At 69.7% G+C, this 21,142-nt stretch carries 22 protein-coding genes; 12 read left to right on the plus strand and 10 right to left on the minus strand.

Going from position 1 to position 21,142, the window contains the following annotated elements; all coding sequences use genetic code 11:
* Positions 1-176: 176 nt before the first annotated feature.
* The 6 genes from AB0H43_RS04000 to AB0H43_RS04025 all read left to right on the plus strand — a co-directional run bounded on the left by AB0H43_RS04000 (position 177) and on the right by AB0H43_RS04025 (position 7,227).
* Positions 177-2,999 carry a BTAD domain-containing putative transcriptional regulator gene (locus AB0H43_RS04000; protein WP_359996127.1) on the plus strand — a complete coding sequence of 941 codons (2,823 nt, stop codon included), beginning with the start codon at positions 177-179 and terminating at the stop codon, positions 2,997-2,999.
* A gap of 133 nt (positions 3,000-3,132) precedes the next feature.
* Positions 3,133-3,366: a hypothetical protein gene (locus tag AB0H43_RS04005; protein ID WP_359996130.1), complete on the plus strand. Its 234-nt coding sequence runs from the start codon at positions 3,133-3,135 to the stop codon at positions 3,364-3,366.
* Positions 3,367-3,501: 135 nt separating this feature from the next.
* Positions 3,502-4,533 (plus strand): nitronate monooxygenase, encoded by a 1,032-nt coding sequence (locus tag AB0H43_RS04010; protein WP_359996133.1) that lies wholly within the window; start codon positions 3,502-3,504, stop codon positions 4,531-4,533.
* A gap of 262 nt (positions 4,534-4,795) precedes the next feature.
* Positions 4,796-6,085, plus strand: a complete 1,290-nt coding sequence (locus tag AB0H43_RS04015) for a cytochrome P450 (protein WP_359996136.1) — start codon at positions 4,796-4,798, stop codon at positions 6,083-6,085.
* A 56-nt stretch (positions 6,086-6,141) separates the two neighbouring features.
* Complete coding sequence (locus tag AB0H43_RS04020) at positions 6,142-6,612, plus strand: hypothetical protein (protein WP_359996139.1); 471 nt, start codon at positions 6,142-6,144, stop codon at positions 6,610-6,612.
* A 159-nt stretch (positions 6,613-6,771) separates the two neighbouring features.
* On the plus strand, positions 6,772-7,227 hold the full coding sequence (locus AB0H43_RS04025) for an ester cyclase (protein WP_359996142.1): 456 nt from the start codon (positions 6,772-6,774) through the stop codon (positions 7,225-7,227).
* Between the two features lie 17 nt (positions 7,228-7,244).
* Here the strand turns inward: AB0H43_RS04025 and AB0H43_RS04030 are convergent, their stop codons facing one another.
* Positions 7,245-8,144, minus strand: a complete 900-nt coding sequence (locus AB0H43_RS04030) for an NAD(P)-binding domain-containing protein (RefSeq protein WP_359996145.1) — start codon at positions 8,142-8,144, stop codon at positions 7,245-7,247.
* Positions 8,141-8,887, minus strand: coding sequence for an IclR family transcriptional regulator (locus tag AB0H43_RS04035; RefSeq protein ID WP_359996148.1), 747 nt, complete (start codon positions 8,885-8,887; stop codon positions 8,141-8,143). Before AB0H43_RS04035 ends, AB0H43_RS04030 begins: the two co-directional genes overlap by 4 nt.
* A 94-nt stretch (positions 8,888-8,981) precedes the next feature.
* Between AB0H43_RS04035 and AB0H43_RS04040 the strand changes: the two genes are divergently transcribed.
* Positions 8,982-10,280, plus strand: coding sequence for an amidohydrolase family protein (locus AB0H43_RS04040; protein ID WP_359996151.1), 1,299 nt, complete (start codon positions 8,982-8,984; stop codon positions 10,278-10,280).
* Positions 10,277-11,341, plus strand: coding sequence for a membrane dipeptidase (locus AB0H43_RS04045; RefSeq protein ID WP_359996154.1), 1,065 nt, complete (start codon positions 10,277-10,279; stop codon positions 11,339-11,341). The genes AB0H43_RS04040 and AB0H43_RS04045 overlap by 4 nt, the downstream gene beginning before the upstream one ends.
* Before the next feature lie 8 nt (positions 11,342-11,349).
* Here the strand turns inward: AB0H43_RS04045 and AB0H43_RS04050 are convergent, their stop codons facing one another.
* A complete protein-coding gene (locus AB0H43_RS04050; protein WP_359996157.1) occupies positions 11,350-12,720 on the minus strand; it encodes a glycosyltransferase in 1,371 nt (456 codons plus the stop codon).
* Positions 12,721-12,971: 251 nt separating this feature from the next.
* On the opposite strand from AB0H43_RS04050, the gene AB0H43_RS04055 reads away from it, so the two are divergent.
* Both AB0H43_RS04055 and AB0H43_RS04060 read left to right on the plus strand, forming a co-directional pair.
* On the plus strand, positions 12,972-13,379 hold the full coding sequence (locus tag AB0H43_RS04055; RefSeq protein WP_359996160.1) for a ChaB family protein: 408 nt from the start codon (positions 12,972-12,974) through the stop codon (positions 13,377-13,379).
* 29 nt (positions 13,380-13,408) lie between these two features.
* The gene (locus AB0H43_RS04060; RefSeq protein WP_359996163.1) at positions 13,409-13,699 is read left to right on the plus strand and encodes a DUF3040 domain-containing protein; all 291 of its coding nucleotides are present in this window, start codon (positions 13,409-13,411) and stop codon (positions 13,697-13,699) included.
* Between the two features lie 91 nt (positions 13,700-13,790).
* Here the strand turns inward: AB0H43_RS04060 and AB0H43_RS04065 are convergent, their stop codons facing one another.
* From AB0H43_RS04065 to AB0H43_RS04085, 5 genes are all read right to left on the minus strand, one after another.
* Positions 13,791-14,975: a zinc-dependent alcohol dehydrogenase gene (locus tag AB0H43_RS04065; RefSeq protein WP_359996165.1), complete on the minus strand. Its 1,185-nt coding sequence runs from the start codon at positions 14,973-14,975 to the stop codon at positions 13,791-13,793.
* A gap of 202 nt (positions 14,976-15,177) precedes the next feature.
* Positions 15,178-15,402 (minus strand): translation initiation factor IF-1, encoded by a 225-nt coding sequence (infA, locus tag AB0H43_RS04070; RefSeq protein ID WP_359996168.1) that lies wholly within the window; start codon positions 15,400-15,402, stop codon positions 15,178-15,180.
* A 59-nt stretch (positions 15,403-15,461) separates the two neighbouring features.
* Entirely contained in the window at positions 15,462-16,163 is a 702-nt protein-coding gene (locus AB0H43_RS04075; RefSeq protein WP_359996170.1) for a GNAT family N-acetyltransferase, read from the minus strand.
* A gap of 282 nt (positions 16,164-16,445) precedes the next feature.
* On the minus strand, positions 16,446-16,781 hold the full coding sequence (locus tag AB0H43_RS04080) for a TfoX/Sxy family protein (protein ID WP_359996172.1): 336 nt from the start codon (positions 16,779-16,781) through the stop codon (positions 16,446-16,448).
* 30 nt (positions 16,782-16,811) lie between these two features.
* A complete protein-coding gene (locus AB0H43_RS04085; protein WP_359996175.1) occupies positions 16,812-17,306 on the minus strand; it encodes a DUF2231 domain-containing protein in 495 nt (164 codons plus the stop codon).
* 134 nt (positions 17,307-17,440) lie between these two features.
* On the opposite strand from AB0H43_RS04085, the gene AB0H43_RS04090 reads away from it, so the two are divergent.
* Together AB0H43_RS04090 and AB0H43_RS04095 are read left to right on the plus strand one after the other, a co-directional pair.
* Positions 17,441-17,830, plus strand: a complete 390-nt coding sequence (locus AB0H43_RS04090) for a hypothetical protein (RefSeq protein ID WP_359996178.1) — start codon at positions 17,441-17,443, stop codon at positions 17,828-17,830.
* Between the two features lie 61 nt (positions 17,831-17,891).
* Positions 17,892-18,887: a hypothetical protein gene (locus tag AB0H43_RS04095; protein WP_359996181.1), complete on the plus strand. Its 996-nt coding sequence runs from the start codon at positions 17,892-17,894 to the stop codon at positions 18,885-18,887.
* A 22-nt stretch (positions 18,888-18,909) separates the two neighbouring features.
* Here the strand turns inward: AB0H43_RS04095 and AB0H43_RS04100 are convergent, their stop codons facing one another.
* Both AB0H43_RS04100 and AB0H43_RS04105 read right to left on the minus strand, forming a co-directional pair.
* Positions 18,910-19,959 (minus strand): hypothetical protein, encoded by a 1,050-nt coding sequence (locus AB0H43_RS04100; protein ID WP_359996184.1) that lies wholly within the window; start codon positions 19,957-19,959, stop codon positions 18,910-18,912.
* Between the two features lie 106 nt (positions 19,960-20,065).
* Positions 20,066-21,139 carry a LacI family DNA-binding transcriptional regulator gene (locus AB0H43_RS04105; RefSeq protein WP_359996187.1) on the minus strand — a complete coding sequence of 358 codons (1,074 nt, stop codon included), beginning with the start codon at positions 21,137-21,139 and terminating at the stop codon, positions 20,066-20,068.
* Between the last annotated feature and the right edge of the window lie 3 nt (positions 21,140-21,142).

The raw sequence follows: 21,142 nt of genomic DNA on the forward strand, positions 1-21,142 counted from the left end.
AGCCGCATTCATAACGGCTTCACGTCTGCTTCAGCGCTCTGCCGGGGTGCCCTTCACCGGTACCCTCGACAGCCGACGGCACACCCCAAAAAGGAGATTCCAGATCCACTGGATCGTGAAGAATGTCGGCAGATGCGGCCGGCCACGGGAGGCGCGATGAACACCGGTGTCGGGATATGAGTCTGACCATCAAGGTCCTGGGACCGTTGTCGGTGTCCGTGGACGGTCAGCCGGTCGTGATCACCGCTGCTCGGCTGCGTACGCTGCTCGTGGCGTTGGCGTTGTCGGCCGATGACGTGGTGTCCGTCGATCGGCTGGCCCGCATCGTGTGGGGTGAGAACCCGCCCGCCCACGTCCGGCGCGCGGCGCAAACCTACGTGACCCGGTTACGCAGTCTGCTGGGACCGCGGTTCATCGCCACATCTCCGGTCGGCTATCGGTTGGTCGTCGACCCGCGACAGGTGGACGTCATCGCGTTCGAGCGCCTGCTGCGCGCTGCGACGGAGGCCGGCGATCCCCCAGCGGAGCGGGCGGAGTTAATTCAGGCATTGGCCCTGTGGCGTGGCGTCCCGTTCGACGGGATGGAGTCGTCCTGGCTGGCGGGAGCGGAGTCCACACGGCTGACCGAACGGTACCTAGCCGCCCTCGAACGGCGCATCGAGCTCGACCTCGACCTGGGCGCGGCCGCGGAGCTCGTCGCGGAGTTGCAAGAGCTGACCGTGCGGTATCCCCTGCGGGAACGCCTGTGGGGCCATCTCATGACGGCGCTGTATCGCTGCGATCGTCAGGCCGATGCTTTGGCCGCCTATCAACGGCTCTATCGGCTGTTCGCCGATGAACTCGGCATCGAACCCGGCCATGCGGTGCGTGGATTGCACGAAAAGATCCTGGCCGCTTCCCTCGGGACAGGCGCCGCCAGCGGTGGCTCGTCGCAGCATCCGTCAGCGTCGACGTTCACGGTGCCGCGCCAACTCCCCGCCGAGGTCGCGGCCTTCATCGGCCGGGCGCCCGAACTCGCCGAGCTCGACCAGGCCCCCGGCACCAGCGTCCCGGCGATCATCGTCATCGCCGGGATGGCCGGGATCGGCAAGACCACCCTGGCCGTGCACTGGGCGCATCGGGCCGCCGACCGCTTCCCCGACGGCCAGTTGTTCGTCAACCTGCGCGGATTCCATCCGCTGGGGCAGGCCATGACGGCTTCCGACGCCCTACGCGGGTTCCTCGAGGCGTTCGACGTGCCGCCGCAGCGCATACCGTCCACTCTCGACGCTCAAGTGGCGCTGTACCGATCGATGCTGGCCGACCGGCGGATGCTGATCGTGCTCGACAACGCGCGTGACGCCGAGCAGGTTCGGCCGCTGCTTCCCGGCGGCCCGTCCTGCGTCGTGGTCACCAGCCGCAACGAGCTCACCGGGCTCGTCGCGGCCGAGGCGGCCCGGCCGCTGATGCTCGACCTGTTCTCCGTCGAGGAAGCCCGCCGGATGCTGGTCCGACGCCTGGGCCCTGATCGGGTGGCAGCCGAGCCACAGCCCGTCGACGACATCGTCGGCCGATGCGGACGGCTGCCGCTCGCCTTGGGCATCGTGGCGGCCAGGGCGGTCGCCCGGCCCACATTCCCGCTGGCGGCACTGGCCGCCGAACTGGCTGAAGCACCACATCGCCTGGATGCGCTGGCCGGCGGCGACCAGGTGACCGACGTGCGTACGGTGTTCGGCTGTTCCTACCGGACGCTCACCGCTGGGGCAGCACGGATGTTTCGGCTGCTCGGCCTCCATCCAGGTCCCGAGGTGTCGACGGCGGCGGCCGTGAGCATCGCCGGAGTCGCCGAGGCGCGGGCCCGTGCCCTGCTGGCCGAGCTGTCTCAGCTCAACCTGCTGAACGAGACCAGTCCCGGCCGCTACGCATTCCACGACCTGATTCGCGCGTACGCGGTGGAACTAGGTCAGGCCGAGGACGCGACCGAGCGTGAGCACGCTGTCCAGCGGATGTTCTCCCACTATCTGCACAGCGCGTTGACGGCGGGTCACCGACTCAACCCGCATCGAGTGCACCAGCCGGGACGAGCCGCGGGCCCAGGTGAAGTGCCGGTCGGCGTGATCCCGGAGAACCCCGGCGACACGGGTCAGGCCCTCGCCTGGCTGGCGACCGAGCACCAGGTGCTGAAAGCCATCTTCTCCGCGATGGTGCAGGCCGGGCTGGACGAGTACGCGGTCCAGCTCGCGTGGGCGATCGACGGCTACCTCGCTCGCAGTGGCCGGCGTGGCGAACGAGCCGACAACCGGCTCATGGCGTTGCAAGCCGTCCAACGTCTGGGCGACCGGCTGGAGATCGCTTGGGCCCACCGAGGGTTGGCCCGCGCATATCGCGAGCTCGGTCGTTTCGAGGACGCGCGTGATCAGTTGAGTCAGGCGCTGCCGCTGTTCATCGAGCTTGGCGATCAGGCCGGTGCGGCGCACGCGCAGCTTTCGCTGGGCCAGATCCACGAGATGCAAGGCGATCTCGCATCCGCGCACACCCACGCGCTCCAGGCGCTCGCCGTCTTCCGCGACCTGGATGACGTCTCCGGCCAGGCGACCGCGTTGAACGCGGTCGGCTGGTGCCAGGCGCACCTCGGCGAACCCGACGCCGGTCTGGTGACCTGCGAGGAGGCCTTGACCCTGCAACGCAAGACGGGCGACCGGTACGGCGAGGCCACAACCTTGGACAGCCTCAGCGTCATCCATCTGCAGTTGGGCGACGCGACGCAAGCAGTCGACTGCTGCCGCCTCGCGCTTTCCCTGCACCGCGAGAGCGGCGACCGGTTCGCCGAGTCGCAGACGCTCGTGCAACTCGGCGCGGGCTACCGGACGCTGGGCGACTTCGGCGCGGCGACCCAATCCCTGCGCGAGGCCACGGCGATCCTGGAGGATCTCGGCCGCCCGGAGGCGGAGGATGCCCGCCTCGCGTTACAGGAGCTGACGCTCGACATCCACGCTGCTGGCTCCGGCCGCAGACCGTAGGCGTGGCGTTCACACGTTCACACGTATGTGGTCAACCGTTACCAATACGTGATCATGATGGCTGCCCACAGTGGACTGATCTTGCGTAGCCTTTCGCGGAGATTGCACCCCTCATCAAGAAAGGTGGGAGTTGATGTCGCGAGTGAAGAAGGCGCTGATCGTCGCCACTGTCGGCATCGCCGGAGCTGTCGCGGTACCGGCGTCGGCCAACGCCGGGATCTACACGTGGAAGTTCGCCGGCAGCTACGCGTCCTCGGCCGACTGCCAGAGCGCCGGCCCGGGCGTCGCGACGGCGCAGGACGCCGACGCGTGGCGCTGCTCGACCACGAGCACCGGCGCGAGCCTCTACCTCGGATACATCTGGTAGATCACACGTCGAGGGCGCTCACCCGGGCGCCCTCGACGACTTGCCTCGGCCCCCTGAGAGCGGCTCGACACCCGGCCGGCCCGGTGATCGGCATATCAAGGCTCGGCTGGAGCCGTGTGACGTAGCATCGGCTCGATGGGGACGTTGTTCGCTCCGTTCGGCGTCGACGTTCCGGTGCTGGCCGCCCCGATGGCAGGCGGTCCTACCAGCCCGGAACTCGTGTCGGCGGCCGCCGGCGCCGGGTCGTTCGGCTTCCTGGCCGGCGGGTACAAAAGCCCCGAGGAGCTGGCCGCTCAGCTGCGCACCGCGCGAGGCTCGGGGATCGTCTTCGGGGTGAACCTGTTCGCACCTAATCCCACCCCCGTGGCGCTTCAGGCGTATCGCCAGTACGCAGCGGCGCTGCAGCCGGTCGCGGAGCGGCTGGAGGTGACGTTACCGGCGGGCGAGCCGATCGAGGACGACGACCACTGGCACGACAAGATCGGCCTTCTCCTCGACGAACCGCCGCCAGTGGCATCGTTCACGTTCGGCATCCCCGACCGCGATGTCGTCGCTCGATTGCGGCGTGCCGGGGTGATCGTCGTCCAAACCGTCACGTCACCGACGGAGGCGCTCGCAGCGGTGGAGGCCGGCGTCGACGGCTTGATCGTGCAGGCTGCCGCCGCGGGTGGTCATTCGGCGACGCTCGACCCAGCACGTCCGGTGCCCGACGTCGCCTTGCCCGGGCTGGTCACCGCCGTCCGAGGTGTGACCGGCGTACCGATCGTCGCCGCCGGCGGCATCGCCGGCCCCGGACAGGTAGCCGAGGCGATACGCGCTGGAGCCGAGGCCGTCATGGTCGGCACGCTGCTGCTACGCGCCGACGAGGCCGGGACCTCGGCTACGCACCGAGCGGCGCTCGCCGACCCTCGCTTCACCACCACCGTCGTCACCCACGCGTTCACCGGCCGCCCCGCACGGGCCCTGCGCAACGACTTCACCGATCGCTTCGGGCCGCTCGCCCCGCATGGCTATCCGGCGCTGCACCACCTGACGAGTCCGATACGCAAGGCCGCGGCGCAGACCGGCCAGGCCGAGCTGCTGCATCTGTGGGCGGGAACCGGCTTTCGCGCCGCCCGTACGGAATCCGCCGTGGCCGCGATCGAACGGCTCGCCAGCGGACTCTAGGGGCACGGGCGAGATACCACGTGACGGCCAATGGAAGATTTTGAATCTTGTGAACGCCCGACGTGAAAGATAGGTTGTCCGCATCGCCTGCCACATCCATAGAAGGAGGCAACTATGATCACGTACATTCGGGCGGTCGGACGTCGGCTGCGCAAAGCCCGGACGAGCGGAGCCTACCTGTACGTCCCGAAGATCTGCCGCTGACCGTCACTCGTGTTCACGGTGGCGGCCGGCCGCCACCGTTCACCCGCGGGAGAACCACTTGGCGCGTGCTGTTCCCGGCCCACCGGGTCAGTGGCTGATCGGCGACGTGACGGCGTACCAAAGCGATCGCCTCGGCTGGCTGGCCACGAATCGAGACCGGTTCGGCGACGTGGTCCGGCTGTCCTCGAATGTCATCGCCGTACATCATCCTGATCTCGTCCATCAGGTGCTGGCCCAGACCAATCACGCCTACACCGTCGACAATGGACTTCGTGCCGGCCGCCGCGAGCGGCTGGACCAGCAAGCACACGTGGCTGAGTGGATGGCGGTACGCCGCGAGATCTGGAGCGCCATCGCCGACCAGCTCACGATTCGGCACGCGGAACGGTTCACCGCGCGAGTGACCGACGAGCTGACGGACCTGACAAGCTCGCCGTTCGACCTGACCCAGGCATGCCGTCGACTACTTGGCCGTGCCTTGACCGACTTCTGTGCCGGTGCGGAGGCGGATCCGAGCCGGCTGGAGACGCTGGCCGAAGCGGCGGACAGCCTCTTCGGCACGGCCCTGCAGGCGCTGCTCAGTCACGAGGGCCGAGTCGGCTGGTGGCCCCGCCCGCACGCCCGCGAAGCGGTCCGGGCCAACCGTCACCTGCTCGATCTCCTGGAGGACTTGATCAGACGACGCCTACCGGAGGGCCGGCCGGAGCAGCCTCGGGACTTGGTGGACGGGCTGGCCGCAGGCGTCGCGGCAGAGGCTGATCTGAGCAAGGCCGTCTCGGTGCTGCGAAGTGTCATGTTCGCTTCGCATGGCGTACCGGGCGCCGCGCAAGCCTGGATAGCGCTCCGGCTGGCCGAGCACGCCGAGATGGCCGCGGCCATTGCCGCCGAGCCGGACGCCGACGATCGATACATCGGCGCATTCATCAAGGAAGCCCTGCGCTTGCATCCGCCCCAGTGGCTCATTACGCGAACCACGGCGGAGCGAGTCCTCATCGGCGGACACGAAATCGACCGCGGCGTCGAGGTGCTGCTGTGTCCCTACCTCCTGCATCGTGATCCACGCTTCTGGCGCGACCCCGAGCGCTTCGACCCGGCCCGCTGGTTGGACACGGGGCAGCCGCACGCGCGCCACGCCTATCTGCCCTTCGGTGCCGGGCCGCGGTTCTGCCCCGGCTCACAGCTGGCGACAGCACAGCTGACCGTGGTGACGAGGCTGCTGGCTCGCGACTACCGGCTGAAGCTGCCGCCAGTGTCGGAGGTGCGTGCGACGACCAACGGGTTGCTGATGCCCGAGTCGGTCACGGCGCGGTTGGTGAGTATCGATCCGCGGAAGGAAGTGCACGCGTGATCTTCGGAGCCGCGTCTCGTCCTGGGCCGCTGGCGCCGCCCGTCTAGGGTGTGATCATGACGGTTCCGCAGGCGCCCTACAGTCCCCAGCCGCCGGCCAAGAAGGGCTTCTTCACACTTCCCCGCGTCTTGATCACAGTGGGCATCGTGCTGGTGCTGTGCTGCGGCGGCGTCGCGTTCGGCGTCTACAAGCTGGTCGACACGGTCTCCGACGCGGTCGCTCCGGCGCGGGACGCGGCCGTCGCGTTCCTGGACGAGGTCGAGGACGGCGATGACGCCGGGGCGTACGCGCTGCTCTGCGACGACGTGCAGCAGATGATGTCCCCGAGCCAGTTCGCGTCGGGCGTCGAACAACGCGGCCGGATCAAGGACCACAAGATCACCGGTGTCTCCGTGAACACGACCAACGGCGTCACCGCCGGAACCGTGACCGCGACCCTCACCGAGGCCGGCGGCGGCACCCGGCAGACCGTGATTGTGATGGCCAAAGAGTCCGGGGCCTGGAAGGTGTGCAGCAACCCGTTCTGATCGGCGGCTGTTTGCGCCCCGCCGCGCCCGGTGTCCCGGTTGCCGCGAAGCACTCCCCAGGACCGGGCCAAAGGTCCCTTGACTGGCCGCCGCGAGGGGTCTGAGCTGGTGGTATGGCGTCCACTACCGGGCGCCGACCCAGTGTGAGGGGGCAGACGAATGGATCACAAGGACATCATCCGGAAGCTGACCGACGAACTCTGGAACAAGGGCAACCTGGAGATCTGCGACGACGTGTTCGCGAGCAACTGTTCGTTCCACGATCCGAGCTTCCCGATCGACGGCATCGCCGGCATGAAGCAACAGGTCTCCGAGTTACGCGCGGCACAACCCGATCTCCACATGGACGTCCAGGAAGTGCTGATGGACGGCGACCTGACCTGTGCCCGCTGGACTTGTGGCGGCACTGCTCGCAACGAGTTCCGCGGCATCCCGCCGACCGGCAAGAGCTATGTGATGACCGGCCTGATCATGGACAAGTGGGAAGGCGACCGGATCGTCGAGGAATGGGTCAACTACGACCTGCTCGGCGCGCTGACACAGCTCGGTGTGATCCCGTCGATGGAAGAAGCCGCGCAAGCCGCCGGCAAGCAGAAGTCCGGGATGGCCGGCTGACGGGTGTCGCCGGGTAGTCAGCCCGCGTACGCGACGGCGGCGGCCGCCACGTCAAGGGCGCCGTGGCCGGTCGACTTGAACACGGTCAACCGGTCGTCCACGGTCGGGTGGTCGCCGCCGAGGACCTCGCCGAGCAGCACGATCCGGTCCGGATCGATGCCCTGCAACTCGTACGCGCCGGCGGGCGGGGCCGAGACGGCCGCGCCCGCCCATTCGGCGTACAGCAGGGCGTCCCGGATGGTCTGGGCGTCCAGTTCGTGACCGTGGGAGCCGCCGACCGAGCTGACATGGGCGCCCGGGGCGAGCCATGACCGCCGCACGACGGGTTCCCGCGCGCCGGTGCAGCAGAACACGGCGTCGGCTTGGCGTACGGCGTCCTCGATGGACGCGGTGGTGGCGTTTGGATGAGTCGCGGCGAGGTCGCGGGCGCGCCCGGCGTCGCGACCGGCCACCACGACGGGGATGCGCGGTTCGACAGCGGCCAGCATCGCGAGCTGTGCCGTCGCCTGTAGCCCGGTGCCGATGACGGCGACGCGGTCCGGCCGCCGGCCGCGTACGCGCAGGCTCAGCGTGGCCGAGGCGGCGGTACGCACGGCGGTCAGCGGTTCGGCGTCCAGCACCGCGAGCGGGCGCCCGTCGTGCTCGTCGAACAGGGCGACCAGGCCCAGATGGCGGCTGCGACCGGGATGGCCGGGGTCGCCGAAGACCGAGACGAGTTTGGCGGCCAGCCCGAGTCCGGGCACGTATGCGGGCATCGCGCCGAGCAGCCCGGCCGGGGCCTGGGCGGCGATCCGTGGTGGGGCCGAGACGTCGCCGCGGCTGAGGGCCACCAGCGCGACGGCGACGGCGTCGAGCACTCGCTGGGGGTCCAGCGCCGCCGCAGTGGTCGCCTTGTCGAGGACGAGGAGGTCGCTCATCGGTCTGCCGCCACCTCTCCGAGGAGTGCGGAGACCTGGGCGGTGGCGGTGGTGAGGTCGCGTCGGAGCTGCCGCAGCCGGGCCGGGCCGAATTCGGCGTCCGGGCCGACGATCGTGACGGCGCAGAGTGGGCGGCCGTTCCCGGCCAGGACCGCCCGGCTGACCGACGCGATCAGTTTGTCGTTGCGGCCGTGTTCGACGGCGAAGCCGTCCGTGCGTACGCGGTCCAGGTCGGCGATGAGGTCGGCCCGATCGTGTCCCTGCGCTTCGGCGACGGCCAGGTACGGATCGCGGGCCTGGCCGTCGAGGGCGGCGACGAGGGCGAGCGGACCGGCGAACCGGTGGACGGGCAGGTGCTCGCCGAGCAGGTCGCTGATCATGCCGAGCCGGGCCGGCCGCACGACGTCGATCACCCGGGATCGGTCGGCTTCCAGGACCTGGAGATTGACCATCATGTCGGTCCGCGCGGCCAGCTCGGCCAGGACGGGCCGGCACAGGGCGGTCAGCGAGTGATTGGCGGCCGCCGCGGTCAGCCCGATCGCGGACGGGCCGGGCAGGTAGTGCTCGCCGACGCGCATGACCCAGCCTCGGCGGACCAGGTCGAGTAGGACCCGGTAGGCGGTGGCCCGGTGCAGCCCGGCGGTCTGGGCCAGGTCGGCCAGGCGTTGCGGCCGGTCGGCGCGGGCAACCGCCTCGACGAGGTCGAGCGCCTTGTCGACCGCGGAGCTGGCGGATCTCGGCACGGGCGGCCTCCTGCGGTACAGTGCTCGGTGTTGCGTTAAACGATACACATGTTACATCTGATGTAACATGGCTGCCGCATCAAGGAGCCAGTCGATGGACGAGCCAGCGCCGACCCCGTTCGCCCCGCCGGCCACCGGTTCGGTGACCGTCTACCGCGGCGCCACCCTGATCGACGGCACCGAGCACGCGCCGCGTCCGCGTACCACTGTGATCGTCGACGGCGACGTGATCACCCGGGTGGGCCCGGACGAGCAGCTTGCGGCCCCGGACAGCGCGCAGGTCGTGGACCTGGCAGGCCGGTTCGTCGTGCCCGGTCTCATCGACTCGCATCAGCACATCGCGACCCCGCCCAACCGGCCGGTCGCGGAGGCGGCGCTGCGCCGCCAGGTCTACAGCGGCATCACCGCGATCCGCGACATGGCCGACGACCTGCGGCAGGTCGGCGACCTGGCCCGCGCCGCCCGCATCGGCGAAATCGCCGGACCCGACATCCACTACGCGGCGCTCATGGCCGGTCCGGGCTTCTTCGACGACCCGCGCACCTGGCAGGTCTCCCAAGGCGAGACCCCCGGCCACGTGCCGTGGATGCAGGCGATCGACGAGGGCACCGACCTCCCGCTCGCCGTCGCGATGGCGCGCGGCACGCACGCCACCGCCATCAAGGTGTACGCGGACCTGCCCGGTGCGACCGTGGCGGCCATCGTCGCCGAGGCGCGCCGCCAGCGCATCATGGTGTGGGCACACGCGGCGGTGTTCCCGGCGAGCCCGGCCGAGGTCGTGGCGGCCGGGGTGGACTCCGTCTCCCACGTGTCGCTGCTGGCGCAGCAGACCGCCGACGAACCGCTGTCGTCGTACAAGACCAAGCCGGTGCTCGACATCGAGCGGCTCGTCCGCGAGGGCGACCCCCGCCTGGACGCCCTGTACGCGCAGATGCGCGAACGCGGCACGATCCTCGACGCGACCGCCGGGATGTGGTTGTGGGTGGCTGATCAGGCCGAGGACGCCGAAGGCAAGGAACGGGCGCTGGCCAACGATCGCCTCTCCGCGAAACTGACCGCCGACGCGTTCCGCGCCGGTGTGCTGATCAGCGCCGGCACCGACTACGAGGCCGAGCCCGCGCAGCCACTGCCCGGCCTGCACAGCGAACTGGCGTACCTGGTGAAGCGGTGCGGCATCCCCGCCGCCGACGCGATCCGCAGCGCGACCGCGATCGGTGCGGCGAGCCTGGGCGCGGCCGACGTCATGGGCACCGTCGAGGCCGGCAAGCTCGCCAACTTCGTCGTCCTCGCGGCCGACCCGCTCGCCGACATCGACAATCTCGGCCGCGTCGTCTGCACGGTCAAGCGGGGCCGCCGCTTCGACCGCGCCGAGTACGAGGGAGACGCCGCATGACCACCGGAATGATCATCAACGCGCTCGGCATCCTGGACAACCCGAACGCCACCCATTCACTGGCCGCCGCCCACAAACTGGTGCAGGACAGCGCCGACCTGACGATCGACGAGCGAACGCTCGCCGACGCGCACGCCTCGGGCCTCACCGCCGTGAACATCACGCTCGGCTACACGATCGGCGACGCCGAGCCGTACGCGCACACCCTCCACGAGATCGAGGTGTGGGACCGGATCATCGCCGAGCACCCGGACGACCTCGTGAAGGTGCTGACGCCGGACGACATCCGCGCCGCCCATCGAGACGGGCGGATCGGCGTCGTCTACGGCTTCCAGAACGCCGTCGCCCTCGACTACGACCTCAGCCGCGTCCACCAGTTCCGCGATCTCGGCGTACGCGTCATCCAGCTGACCTACAACCAGGCCAACGACCTCGGCGACGGCGCGATGGCGCCGGAGAACCGGGGCCTGACCCCGTTCGGCCGCGAAGCCGTCGAGGCCCTGTGCGACAGCCGCATCATGGTCGACCTGTCGCACAGCGGCGAGAACACGTGCCTGGACGCGATCCGTGTCGCGAAGCTGCCGGTGTCGATCAATCACACGGGCTGCCGGGCGCTGGTCGACCTGCCCCGCAACAAGACCGACGAGGAGCTGCGGCTGGTGGCCGACTCCGGCGGGTTCGTCGGCATCTACTTCATGCCGTTCGTCCACCCGACCGGCCACGCCCGCGCCGAAGACGTCGTGGCGCACATCGTGCACGCCGTCGACGTCTGCGGCGAGGACCACGTCGGCATCGGCACCGACGGCAGCGTGACGTCGATCGACGACCTCGACGCGTACCAGGCGCGGCTGGCCGAGCACGTCGCCCAGCGACAGGCCGCCGGAGTCGGCGCGGCCGGCGAACGGGCCGACACCTACCCGTTCGTCGTCGACCTCCGCGGCGTGGACCAGTTCCGCAAACTCATCGGGCTACTGGCCCACCGCGGCTTCTCCGACGACCGGATCGACAAGATCATGGGCCGCAACTTCCTCGCGTACGCCGACCGCGTCTGGTCGGCGTAGCCGCCGGTTCACGACAGGAGGACGTCGAAGAGGCGTACCCAGTGCAGCAGTTGGGTGTCGGCGAGGAAGGAGCGCCGCACGTGCCGGTGCGCCTCCTCGCCCATCGCGTCCGCGGCGACCGGATCGTCCAGCAGCTGCCGCACCGCCTTGCCGAACGCGGGCAGATCCTGGGGGTCGACGAGCAGTCCGCAGCCGGGCTGGATCTGGTCGGCGATGCCGCCCAGCCGGCTGGCGACGACCGGCCGCCGCTTCCACATCGCCTCGGCGACGGTGAGGCCGAAGCCTTCCGCGAGGCTTTTCTGCACCACCACGGAGGCGTGCCGTTGCAGCGCGTTGACCATGACGGCGTTCTCGTCGAGGTCGTCCATCGGCAGGGTGGCCAGCATGATGCGCTGCCGCAGTGCCACCGGCAGCTGGTGCCACGCGGTGCGGCACTCGTCGTAGACCTGGGCGCCTTCCGGGTCGTCGCTGACGTCGTCGACCGCCGGGCCGGCCAGGACGAGGCACCCGTCCTGCTGGGGAGCGACATGTTCGGCGAACGCGGTCATCACGCCCGCCATGTCCTTGAGCCGGTCCCATCTCGACACCTGCAGCATGAGCGGCTCCCCCGCCGCCGGAAGAGTTTCGGCTATGACCGTCGCGCGCCGGGTGATCTCGCCGGTCGTGCCGTCCGGCCGGGTGAACCGGGTACGCGCGGGGTCCGGCGCTGATCCGTCGAGCAGACCGGCGGCGGTGAGCACACAGTCCACTGTGGCCGGATCGAGGTCGATGTTCTTCACGGCGAACGGATCGATCGACGGCGGGATGATCCAGGTGCTGGCGTCGGGCACGAACGACGGCCGATACCGCTCCCGGGTGAACACGTACGCGTGCGCGGCCGACAGGTGCGGTCGCAGGAACCGCCAGACCGACTCGGTGACCGGAGTCCGGTCGTCGGAGCCGATGTGGCAGCGCCACACCACGATCGCGCCCAGGTCCGTCAAAGTGGGGGCCAGACCCGCCGTCTGCGGATCGTGCAGCACCACGAGGTCGCCGGGCCGCACGAGATCGGCGACCTGCTCGGCGTTACGGCGGCTGACCTGCTCGTAGTGCGCGGCGTCGGCATCGCCGAGCGCCGGGCCGGATTCCGCGCCGTGGGCGCGATTGTGCAGCCGCTTGGTCAGGTCGAAGAAGCCGTCGTCGCCGTCGATGACCAGCCAGCGAACGTCGACGTCGAGGTCACGCAGGTAGCCGACCAGGCCGTGCAGCATCTCGGCGACGCCGCCGCCGCTGGCGGTGGAGTTGATCTGCCACAGCGTACGGCGTCTGGCCCGGCTCGCGACCGACGCCAGGGTCGTCGTCAGCTCCTGAATACGCTCTTCGCCGACGAGGTCGGCCAACGGTGTGATGGGACGGGGCTCAACGGAGATGGTTCGAGGTGGATTCATGGCCTCCCCTACGTCGATTCAGCCGGCGGTCGCCGGGCATACTGCGCACTGGCTTGCCCCGGTCCGGAAGGGGCAAACCCAGCCGAACGGTCGGGTACCGGTGTCACGGGGACTACAGCCGTCCGGCGCGCAGGTCACGGTGGTGGCACCAGCGTGCCGCGAGCGGACGGTTTGGCGACCGCCTCCCCGGGTACGCCGACGGAATGCCTGCGGACCAGGAACTTCCCAGCACACTCCAGCGCTCGCCCGAGAAGGCGCAGCGAACCTGGATGGAGACCCATGACGCGGCGGTCGAGGAGTACGGCGAGGGACGCCGGGCGCATCAGACGGCGTACGCCGCGCTGAAACACTCGTTTGAGAAGGTCGGCGACCATTGGGAGGCCAAGGACGAGCGCGGTCCTAGCGACGCCCAGGCCGCCCAGCAGCGGGGTCAGCGGCCGAAGGAGACGGCCGGCGGGGTGGACGCCAACGCCTCCAAGGCCCACCTGCTCGAAGTCGCGGCTCGCCTGGACGTACGCGGCCGCACGCGGATGACCAAGGCCGAACTCGTCGACGCGATCGGCCGGGCCAACGACCGGGCCAGCCGCCAGGCCCGGGAGAAGGGCCGCTGACGATCCTTCCCCCGGGAAGGAGGAACCAGATGCTCACCCCGCAGGAACAGATCGACCTCGCCGACATCGAGCGACACCTGACAGCCGAAGATCCTGGCCTGGCCCGTCGGCTGATGGCGCACCGGCGCGGGCCCGGTTGGCGGATCCCGGTGCTCGGGGTGCCGGCGATCCTCCTCGTCGTCGGGCTGGCGTACTTCGCCGGTCTGGGCATCGCCATGAGCGCGCTGATCGTCGTCGTCTCGGCGTACTGGATCTGCGCCGCCCTGCGCCCGCCCTTGGAGGACCCGCGAGGCGACTCAGACGTCGCCGGCGACCGCTGACGACCCCGGTTCGGCCAGCTTGCGCTCCACCTGCGCCTTCATCCTGTCCGGCCTGACCTTCGCCTGGTCGGCCATGGCGTCCCCGCTCCGATCACGGACGCAACAGGATCTTGATCGCGCCGTCGGTCTTCTGCTGGAACATCTCGTACGCCGCCGGAGCGTCGCCGAGCGGAAGGTGATGCGTGGCGAACCCGTCGACGCCGAGCGGGTCGTCGTCGCCGGTCAGCAGCGGCAGGAGATCGGCGACCCACCGGTGCACATTGGCCTGCCCCATCCGTAACTGGATCTGCTTGTCGAACAGCACCATCATCGGCAACGGATCCAGCATCCCGCCGTACACACCGCTCACCGAGATCGTCCCGCCCCGGCGTACCGCGCCGATCGCGATCTCCAACGCGGCCAGCCGGTCGACGCCGGCCGTCTCCATCAGCTTGCGCGCCGCCGGATCGGGCAGCAGCCCGACCGCGGACTGGGCGACCTTCGCCGGACCCGAACCGTGCGCCTCCATGCCGACCGCGTCGATCACCGAATCGGCGCCCCGGCCGCCCGTCAACTGCCGGATCAGGTCCACGACGTCGTCGTGCTGTTTCAGATCCAGCGCCTCCACACCGGACTCTCGGGCGTACGCCAGCCGCTCCGGAACCAGGTCGACCGCCAGCACCCGACCGGCGTCCCGATGCAGCGCGATCCGGGCGGCCATCTGCCCGATCGGTCCCAGGCCGAGCACGAGCAGGGTGCCACCGGGCGGCACTTGCGCGTACTCGACCGCCTGCCAGGCCGTGGGAAGCACGTCGGACAAATAGACGAAGCGATCGTCCGGCGGACCCTCGGGCACCTTGATCGGCCCGTATTGAGCCTGCGGCACCCGCAGGTACTCGGCCTGCCCGCCGGGCACCTGCCCGTAGAGCCGGGTGTAGCCGAACAGCGCGCCGCCCTTGCCGTACTCGCGGACCTGAGTCGTCTCGCACTGGCTCTGCAAGCCCAGCGTGCACATGAGACAACGGCCGCAGGAGATGTTGAACGGGATCACGACGCGATCACCGGGTCGCAGCTCACCCGCCTCCGGACCGACCTCCTCGACCACGCCCATCGGTTCGTGGCCCAGGATGTCGCCCTCGGTCATGAACGGTCCCAGCACCTCGTACAGGTGAAGGTCGGAGCCGCATAAGCCGCTGGAGGTGACCCGGATGATCGCGTCGTTGGGCTGTTGCAGGACCGGGTCGGGGACCTCGTCCACCCGAACGTCCCGTTTGCCGTGCCAGACAACCGCCTTCATGCCACGCTCCTCGCCTGCCGTCAGCCTCTGCCGACGGGGCTACCCGAAACGCGCGGCTTCTAACGTCCGCTTCGAGGGGCCGGCGCGCCGGTGGCATCCAGCCCCGATGACGCGGACCCCACCGCCGACCGTTGACGGCCGACCGGCGGGGACGCCCGAGAAGGGCGCTGCTTCACAAGTCATCCGACCTAGGAGACAGGCTTTAGTTGCGGTAGCGGAACAGGATCCGGCCCTTGGTGAGGTCATACGGGCTGAGCTCGACGAGCACCCGGTCGAACGGCAAGATCTTGATGTAGTTCTTGCGGATCTTCCCGCTGATGTGGGCCAGGACCTTGTGCCCGTTGCTGAGTTCGACGGTGAAGCGAGCGTTGCGCAGGCACTCCAGCACAACGCCTTCCATTTCAATGCCTTTGGCGACTCTCGCCATGATCGACTCTCCTGTCGGTTTCGATGGATGCTGTTCTCGGCGCCTCGGCGCCGTCAGTATCAGCGGTGCACCAGCTCCAAGGTGCTGCCGGCCCGGGTGGCCGCGACGCCGTCGAACAATGCGACGGCGGCGAGATTGGACTCGTCGACCTCGGCACTCGCGGCGGGGATGCCGACCCGGTGCAGCGAATCCAGCACGTGCGCCAGCAGCGCCCGGGCGATGCCGCGCCGTTGCCAGCCGGCGCGTACGGCGATCAGCCCGATCCGCGGCTGACGGGGAACCTGAGCCAGCCGGATCAACCCGACGTAGCTGTCCGCCGTGGCGGCCACCACGTACTTCGACGGGTCGGTCACCGTCTCGTCGTCCAGGCGGACCAGGACCTCTGCGGGCATCGTGTGCCAGCCGACGCTGGCCTCCACCTCGTCGCGGATCGCGCGGTCCAGTTCACGCAATGGTGCCCGTTCGGCCCGGCCGATCCCGAGGATCTTCACCTCCGAAGGCGGGGCCGCCAGGTGCGGTCCGGTGGGGATGAGAAGTTCCCACTCGCGACGGCCGGTCACGAAACCAGCCCGTTCCCACCGGGCTCGCAGGTCGTGATCGGCCTCGTCGACCACCGTGTACAGCGGCTTCGGCAGGTCGGCCAGCATCGCCTGGCCAAGCCGATCGAAGGCGGCGTCGTCCCAGGCGTCGATGCTGAGGAACAGCCGCCGGTCGGGCCTGGGCGAAGCCTCGCCGCGGCCGACGACTTGGTCGTCTTCCAAGGCGTGCCAGTGTCGATCGGCGATCCGGGTGACCGCTATCGCGGGATCGCCGACATGGTGCGCAAAATGCGTAGGTTGCATAGGTCTGTCCTTTCGGAGTGCCCGTAAGGCGCTCCCGGCGAGACCTATGTCAGTCGCCCGACCGTGACGGCAGGGGGAGCACCCGCATGGATGCAGCGTTCATCGGGGCTCACCTCCTCACGGGCTACTCACGGCCGGGCAACGGTACCAGACCCGGCGGGCTATCCACCAAGTCTATTCGGTCGATGCCTCACGCTGCGCTCATCTCGAACGCTTCCGGCCACGCGCCGCGGCCACCCCACGGGCGACCCAGCGGCCCAGCACGGCGTCGTCGGCGCAGGCCGACGGGTCGACCCGAACCCAGCCGCGCATCTCCCGGCCACCCATGACGGCCACCTCCGTCCCGGGCTCGGCCAGTGCCGCCTCGGCCTGGTCACCCGCCACGTTCACGAGCAGGCCGCCGTGGGTGCTCACGGCCAACGCCAGCTTCCCGTCGACGAGCGTGGCCAGGCCGCCGAACATGCGCTTCTCCGACCAGCCCGGCTCGCTCTGCGCGACTTCGCGCACCCGCTCGGCCAGTTCCTTGTCGTACGCCATACCGCCATCATCCCAGCGGCCACCGACAGATCAGTGGCGTACGTGGGCCGGCGTATGCGACAGCGAGTTGGGTGCGTTGGCGTTGGCGCCCTCGTCCACTCCGACGCCGAGGCGTTCGACCAGTTCCCCGCCCAGCCAGCCGGTCACCCCGGCAAGGGCGAGCCCGGCGAAACTGAACACCATCGCCAGCACACCCGGCTGCCACAGATCGCCACCGGTGCGCAGCAGCCAGCTGACCGTGAACAGGGCGACCACGAGGACGTTGCCGAGCCCGTGGACGGCGCCGATCCGTTTCGCCCGGGTGCCGGACTCGATGCCCGTCCAGTCGATCAACCCGAACACCGCCGCGATCAGGCCGCCGATGATGCCTCCGGCCATCGCGTACGCCGCGGCGAGAGCGAAGCTGGGCCGGTCGCTGAACAGGTAGACGATGTCGAAAATGACGGCGGTGCTCAGCAGCCCGAGCGGGAACACGATCAGGATCGGATGAACCGCATGTCCCATGATCTTGGCACGACTTTGCATCGAACCCACCTCCGATACGGCGTGACGTGTCCGATGGCCTCCGACTACCCGGCGCCGCCCGGTCTACACCCGCCGATCCGAGGCGGCTGGCCAATCGCCGTTCCCCAGCGCACCATGGGCCGATGGAGCGAGTCGTGATCGAGCGCCCTTTCCGCCTGCGGCACTACATGGTCAGCCACACACGGCTCATCCTGCACTCGTTCGCACAGCCGGACGAGCCGGAAAGCTTCTCGGTGCTCTTCGGCGGCGTACAGGCGATGCACCTGCACACCCGGGTCTACAACCCGCTGATCATCGAGCAGGCGGACGAGGCCACGCGGGCCGGGATGCTGGCCTTCGCCGCGATCCCCGAACGGATTCAGGATCGGATGCTGTGCCTGACGTTGCCCGACAGCCAGGGCGGCGCCGGGTCGATCGTCTGCTACTTCGCCAGTGTGTTCGCCCGGCCACGCGATCAGAGCGGCGGCGTGGACGCCCGCGCGTTCGACGAGGCCCGGCACATCCAGACCATCGGACCGCGGTAGCCGACGCCGTAGTGTTGCCGGGCTGTAGCTCCCTTGTAGACACGAGGAGCACGATGGCGGCATGTCCCTCACCTCTGCTCCGGTTCGGCTCGCCGCGGCGGCCGCCGCCCTGGCGGTCGTGGTCGCGTACCCGGTCCCGGCCCACGCCGCCGACCGGGTGCTGCGTGTCTACGACAACAACATCGAGAACCTGGTCGTCAACAACGCGGACGGATCGTGCACTCGCATCTCCGGCCCGGACCATCTCACGTCGATGCTCGTCGACGACACCGGTCACACCGGCACCAGCGCGGTGAAGACGCCGGACGTGCTGATCGTCCAGCAGGTACGCGGTTCCGGGCAGGCGAGCGCCTACGCCGATCAGCTGTCGGCGAAGTTCGGGCTGGCGGCAGGCACCTTCAAGGCGATCGTGGTCTGGGACGACCCCGAGCCGTGGGGCTCGACGCACAACTGCGACGACCAGTCGCTCGGGGATCTGAAGAAGAAGCAGACCAACGCCATCGTCTACAACTCGGCGCGGCTAAGTCTGACCGCCGTGTCCAAGTACTGGAGCGCCGGATGGCTGAAGCCCGGCACGGCGTACGCCGGCGGCGCCGGTTGCACCCTCTACAAGCCGCCGAACGCCGACGACGGCACCACGTACGCGTACAAGTGGAAGCGCACGAGCGCGATCGCCGCGCGATTCACCTTGAAGGACACGGGCACCAGTGTTTTCGTCGCGACCGTGCACCTGCCGCAGGAGAACCGGCAGAACGCCTGCGCGGGCGACGGCGACACGGGCATCGGCGGGACCGGCATCCACCTGGGGGCCGACGCGACCAGCCTGATGAACGCCTCGACCATCCGGATCGTCGGCATCGACGCCAACCGCACCGGGATTCCGGCGAGCACGCTGAGCGGCTACGGCATGACCGGCTACGGCACCGCGGCGACCAGCGGATCAAGCAAGATCGACTACTTGTTCGTGCGGGGAACGGTGCAGGCCTCACCGATCGGATACACGGTGGCCTCGACCAAGTCCAACCACAAGGCGCTGTACAGCTTCATCACCTACTGACGCGGACGACGGGCCGCCGCCGCTACGCCGCCAGCGCGACGGCCCAAACGCCGGCCAGGACGAGGAATGGAACCACAGCCGCCACCGGGAACGGCCGGCGCAGCGGGGCATACGGCGGCGCGAGACCGGCCGGCGTCTCCGCACTCCCGAGGGTGATGGGCGCGACCGCCGTGTCGTCCAGATCCTCGATCCGGGTATAGAGCGCGTCCGCGGTCTCGCTCAGCCACCGCCACGTCTGCGGATCGCAGCAGGACAGTGGCCGCAGACGGGAGTAGACGAACAGCCGGTCCGCCACGACCTCCACCGAGAAGACAGCCGGCCCCGGACCGACGAACCGGGCGACGATGTCCGGTGTGAACAGCGAACGAGCCCAGCCCTCCACCTCGGGCGGGCAGACGAGCCGGAACGCCGCGCCGAACGGTGGTCCCAGCTCCGTCACCGGCGAGCCCGGCCGGCCCGAGCCGAGCAGCCGCCCGCCGTTCGCGCGCGCGTCGAGCACGATCTGCGGCATCCGCCGCTCCAGGGTGAGGGCGAAGTAGGACCAGGACAGCGTCTCGCCCGCGCGGCCCTGCGCGATCCAAGCGCGGTAGTTCGCGACCTCCAGGGGCCGGGGACCCCTGCGGCGCAGGCGCGCGGCCGACCGGCGCAGAGTGCCACGCTGGAAGACGACCCCCGGCAGGTCGGGCTCCTTGACCTCGGGCGCGAAGTCGAACCCGTTCGCGGCCGCGAACCGGTGCAGCCGGAACAGCTGCTCCAGGTCGCCGCGCTTCACGTGCGCGACCCAGACGAACACGGCGGCGACGAGGCAGGCCGCCGTACTGGCCGACAGAAGCAGCGTGTAGTCACGGATCGCCCTGGCCGAATCCCCCGCGGCCAGGGCGACGAGGGCGAGGGCTGCGAAAAGAAGGGCCGCGACGGCGGCCGTCGCGACCGCATACAGAACGACCACGCCCACCCAGCCGTTCCACCGGCGGCGGCCGAGGACACCGGTCGTGAACGCCCGCAGCTCGGGGCGAGTCGAGGCGACCGCGAGCGGCGTCGTGTCGAGTCCCGCCTCAGCCGTCACCGCCACGCTGATCCTGTTCCGGCCGTGGCGGCCTTCCCCACAGCGCCGGCCACCTGCACTGGTTCATCCCACGCGACCACGACGCCACCCTACGCGAGCGGGTACAGCTTGATCAGCTGGTGGCCATGGACAGGCTGCGACCGGCCCGGGCGGTTGACGCCCGCTCGACCAGCTGCGGGGCGATGAGCTGTTTGAGCGGGCGCCCGCTATGCGCGCCGGCGATCTCCTCGACGAGCAGGCCGACGGCGATCGTGCCGACCTCCTCGGCGGGCAGGCGCACCGTGGTCAACGGCGGTGACAGGAAGCCGGCGAACGGGTAGTCGCCGAAGCCGATCACCATCATGTCGTCGGGCACCTTGAGACCCTGTTCCTCCAGCGCCCGGTAGAGCCCGAGGGCGAAGTAGTCGTTGCCGACGACCACGGCGTCGGGCAGTTTGGCCCGGCGCAGCAGTCGCCGGGCGACCTGGTAGGCCTGTTCGGGCTGCCAGGGCAGGGCGGCCTGCTCGTAACGGCGGGTGGGTACGGAGATGACGCTGCCGCGGGGCACCGGCAGGCCGGCTTCGGTCATCGCACGGCGGAATCCGGCGATGCGGTGCGCGATCGTGGTGATCGGCAGGTCTTCCTCGAGCACGACGATCGACCGGGCGCCGCGCAGTACCGCGTGCGCGGCGGCCCGGTAGCCGCCCAGCTCGTTGTCGGTCCCGACGAAGCGGTAGCCGAGTTCGGGCAGGTCCCGGTTGAGCAGGACGGTGGGTACGCCGGCCGCGCCGAGCCGCCGCCACGGATCGGCGCCGACCTGGACGGGCACGACGATGGCCCCGCTGACCGATGATCGCAGCAGCGATTCGGCGGCTCGCATCTCGTTGTCGGCCGACTCGTCGGTCACCACCAGCAGCAACGAGTAGCCGTGTTCACGGGCACGCACCTCGACGGTCGAGATCAGCTGGGCGTAGAAGGGGTTGGACGGGTTGGTGATGACCAGCCCGATGGTGGTGGCCGAGCCCAGAACGAGCGAGCGCGCCAGGGCGTTGGGGACGTAGCCGACCCGTTCCGCCTCGGCGCGGATCAGCGCCCTGGTGCTCTCGCTGATGCCGTCTTTGCCGGAGAGTGCGCGCGAGACGGTGTTGACCGAGAGGTTCAACGTCGCGGCGATGTCCCGCAGGGTGTGCCGGCGGGGCTCAGCCATCCG

Origin of the sequence: Hamadaea sp. NPDC050747 (genome assembly GCF_040654195.1) — a bacterium.
Taxonomy (GTDB): Bacteria; Actinomycetota; Actinomycetes; order Mycobacteriales; family Micromonosporaceae; genus Hamadaea.

Bases quoted from the DNA above. Each gene is read 5' to 3' on its own strand.
- AB0H43_RS04000 (WP_359996127.1), top strand. From the start codon at position 177: ATGAGTCTGACCATCAAGGTCCTGGGACCGTTGTCGGTGTCCGTGGAC.
- AB0H43_RS04005 (WP_359996130.1), top strand. From the start codon at position 3,133: ATGTCGCGAGTGAAGAAGGCGCTGATCGTCGCCACTGTCGGCATCGCC.
- AB0H43_RS04010 (WP_359996133.1), top strand. From the start codon at position 3,502: ATGGGGACGTTGTTCGCTCCGTTCGGCGTCGACGTTCCGGTGCTGGCC.
- AB0H43_RS04020 (WP_359996139.1), top strand. From the start codon at position 6,142: ATGACGGTTCCGCAGGCGCCCTACAGTCCCCAGCCGCCGGCCAAGAAG.
- AB0H43_RS04025 (WP_359996142.1), top strand. From the start codon at position 6,772: ATGGATCACAAGGACATCATCCGGAAGCTGACCGACGAACTCTGGAAC.
- AB0H43_RS04030 (WP_359996145.1), bottom strand. From the start codon at position 8,144: ATGAGCGACCTCCTCGTCCTCGACAAGGCGACCACTGCGGCGGCGCTG.
- AB0H43_RS04040 (WP_359996151.1), top strand. From the start codon at position 8,982: ATGGACGAGCCAGCGCCGACCCCGTTCGCCCCGCCGGCCACCGGTTCG.
- AB0H43_RS04045 (WP_359996154.1), top strand. From the start codon at position 10,277: ATGACCACCGGAATGATCATCAACGCGCTCGGCATCCTGGACAACCCG.
- AB0H43_RS04055 (WP_359996160.1), top strand. From the start codon at position 12,972: ATGCCTGCGGACCAGGAACTTCCCAGCACACTCCAGCGCTCGCCCGAG.
- AB0H43_RS04060 (WP_359996163.1), top strand. From the start codon at position 13,409: ATGCTCACCCCGCAGGAACAGATCGACCTCGCCGACATCGAGCGACAC.
- AB0H43_RS04065 (WP_359996165.1), bottom strand. From the start codon at position 14,975: ATGAAGGCGGTTGTCTGGCACGGCAAACGGGACGTTCGGGTGGACGAG.
- infA (WP_359996168.1), bottom strand. From the start codon at position 15,402: ATGGCGAGAGTCGCCAAAGGCATTGAAATGGAAGGCGTTGTGCTGGAG.
- AB0H43_RS04080 (WP_359996172.1), bottom strand. From the start codon at position 16,781: ATGGCGTACGACAAGGAACTGGCCGAGCGGGTGCGCGAAGTCGCGCAG.
- AB0H43_RS04085 (WP_359996175.1), bottom strand. From the start codon at position 17,306: ATGCAAAGTCGTGCCAAGATCATGGGACATGCGGTTCATCCGATCCTG.
- AB0H43_RS04095 (WP_359996181.1), top strand. From the start codon at position 17,892: ATGTCCCTCACCTCTGCTCCGGTTCGGCTCGCCGCGGCGGCCGCCGCC.
- AB0H43_RS04105 (WP_359996187.1), bottom strand. From the start codon at position 21,139: ATGGCTGAGCCCCGCCGGCACACCCTGCGGGACATCGCCGCGACGTTG.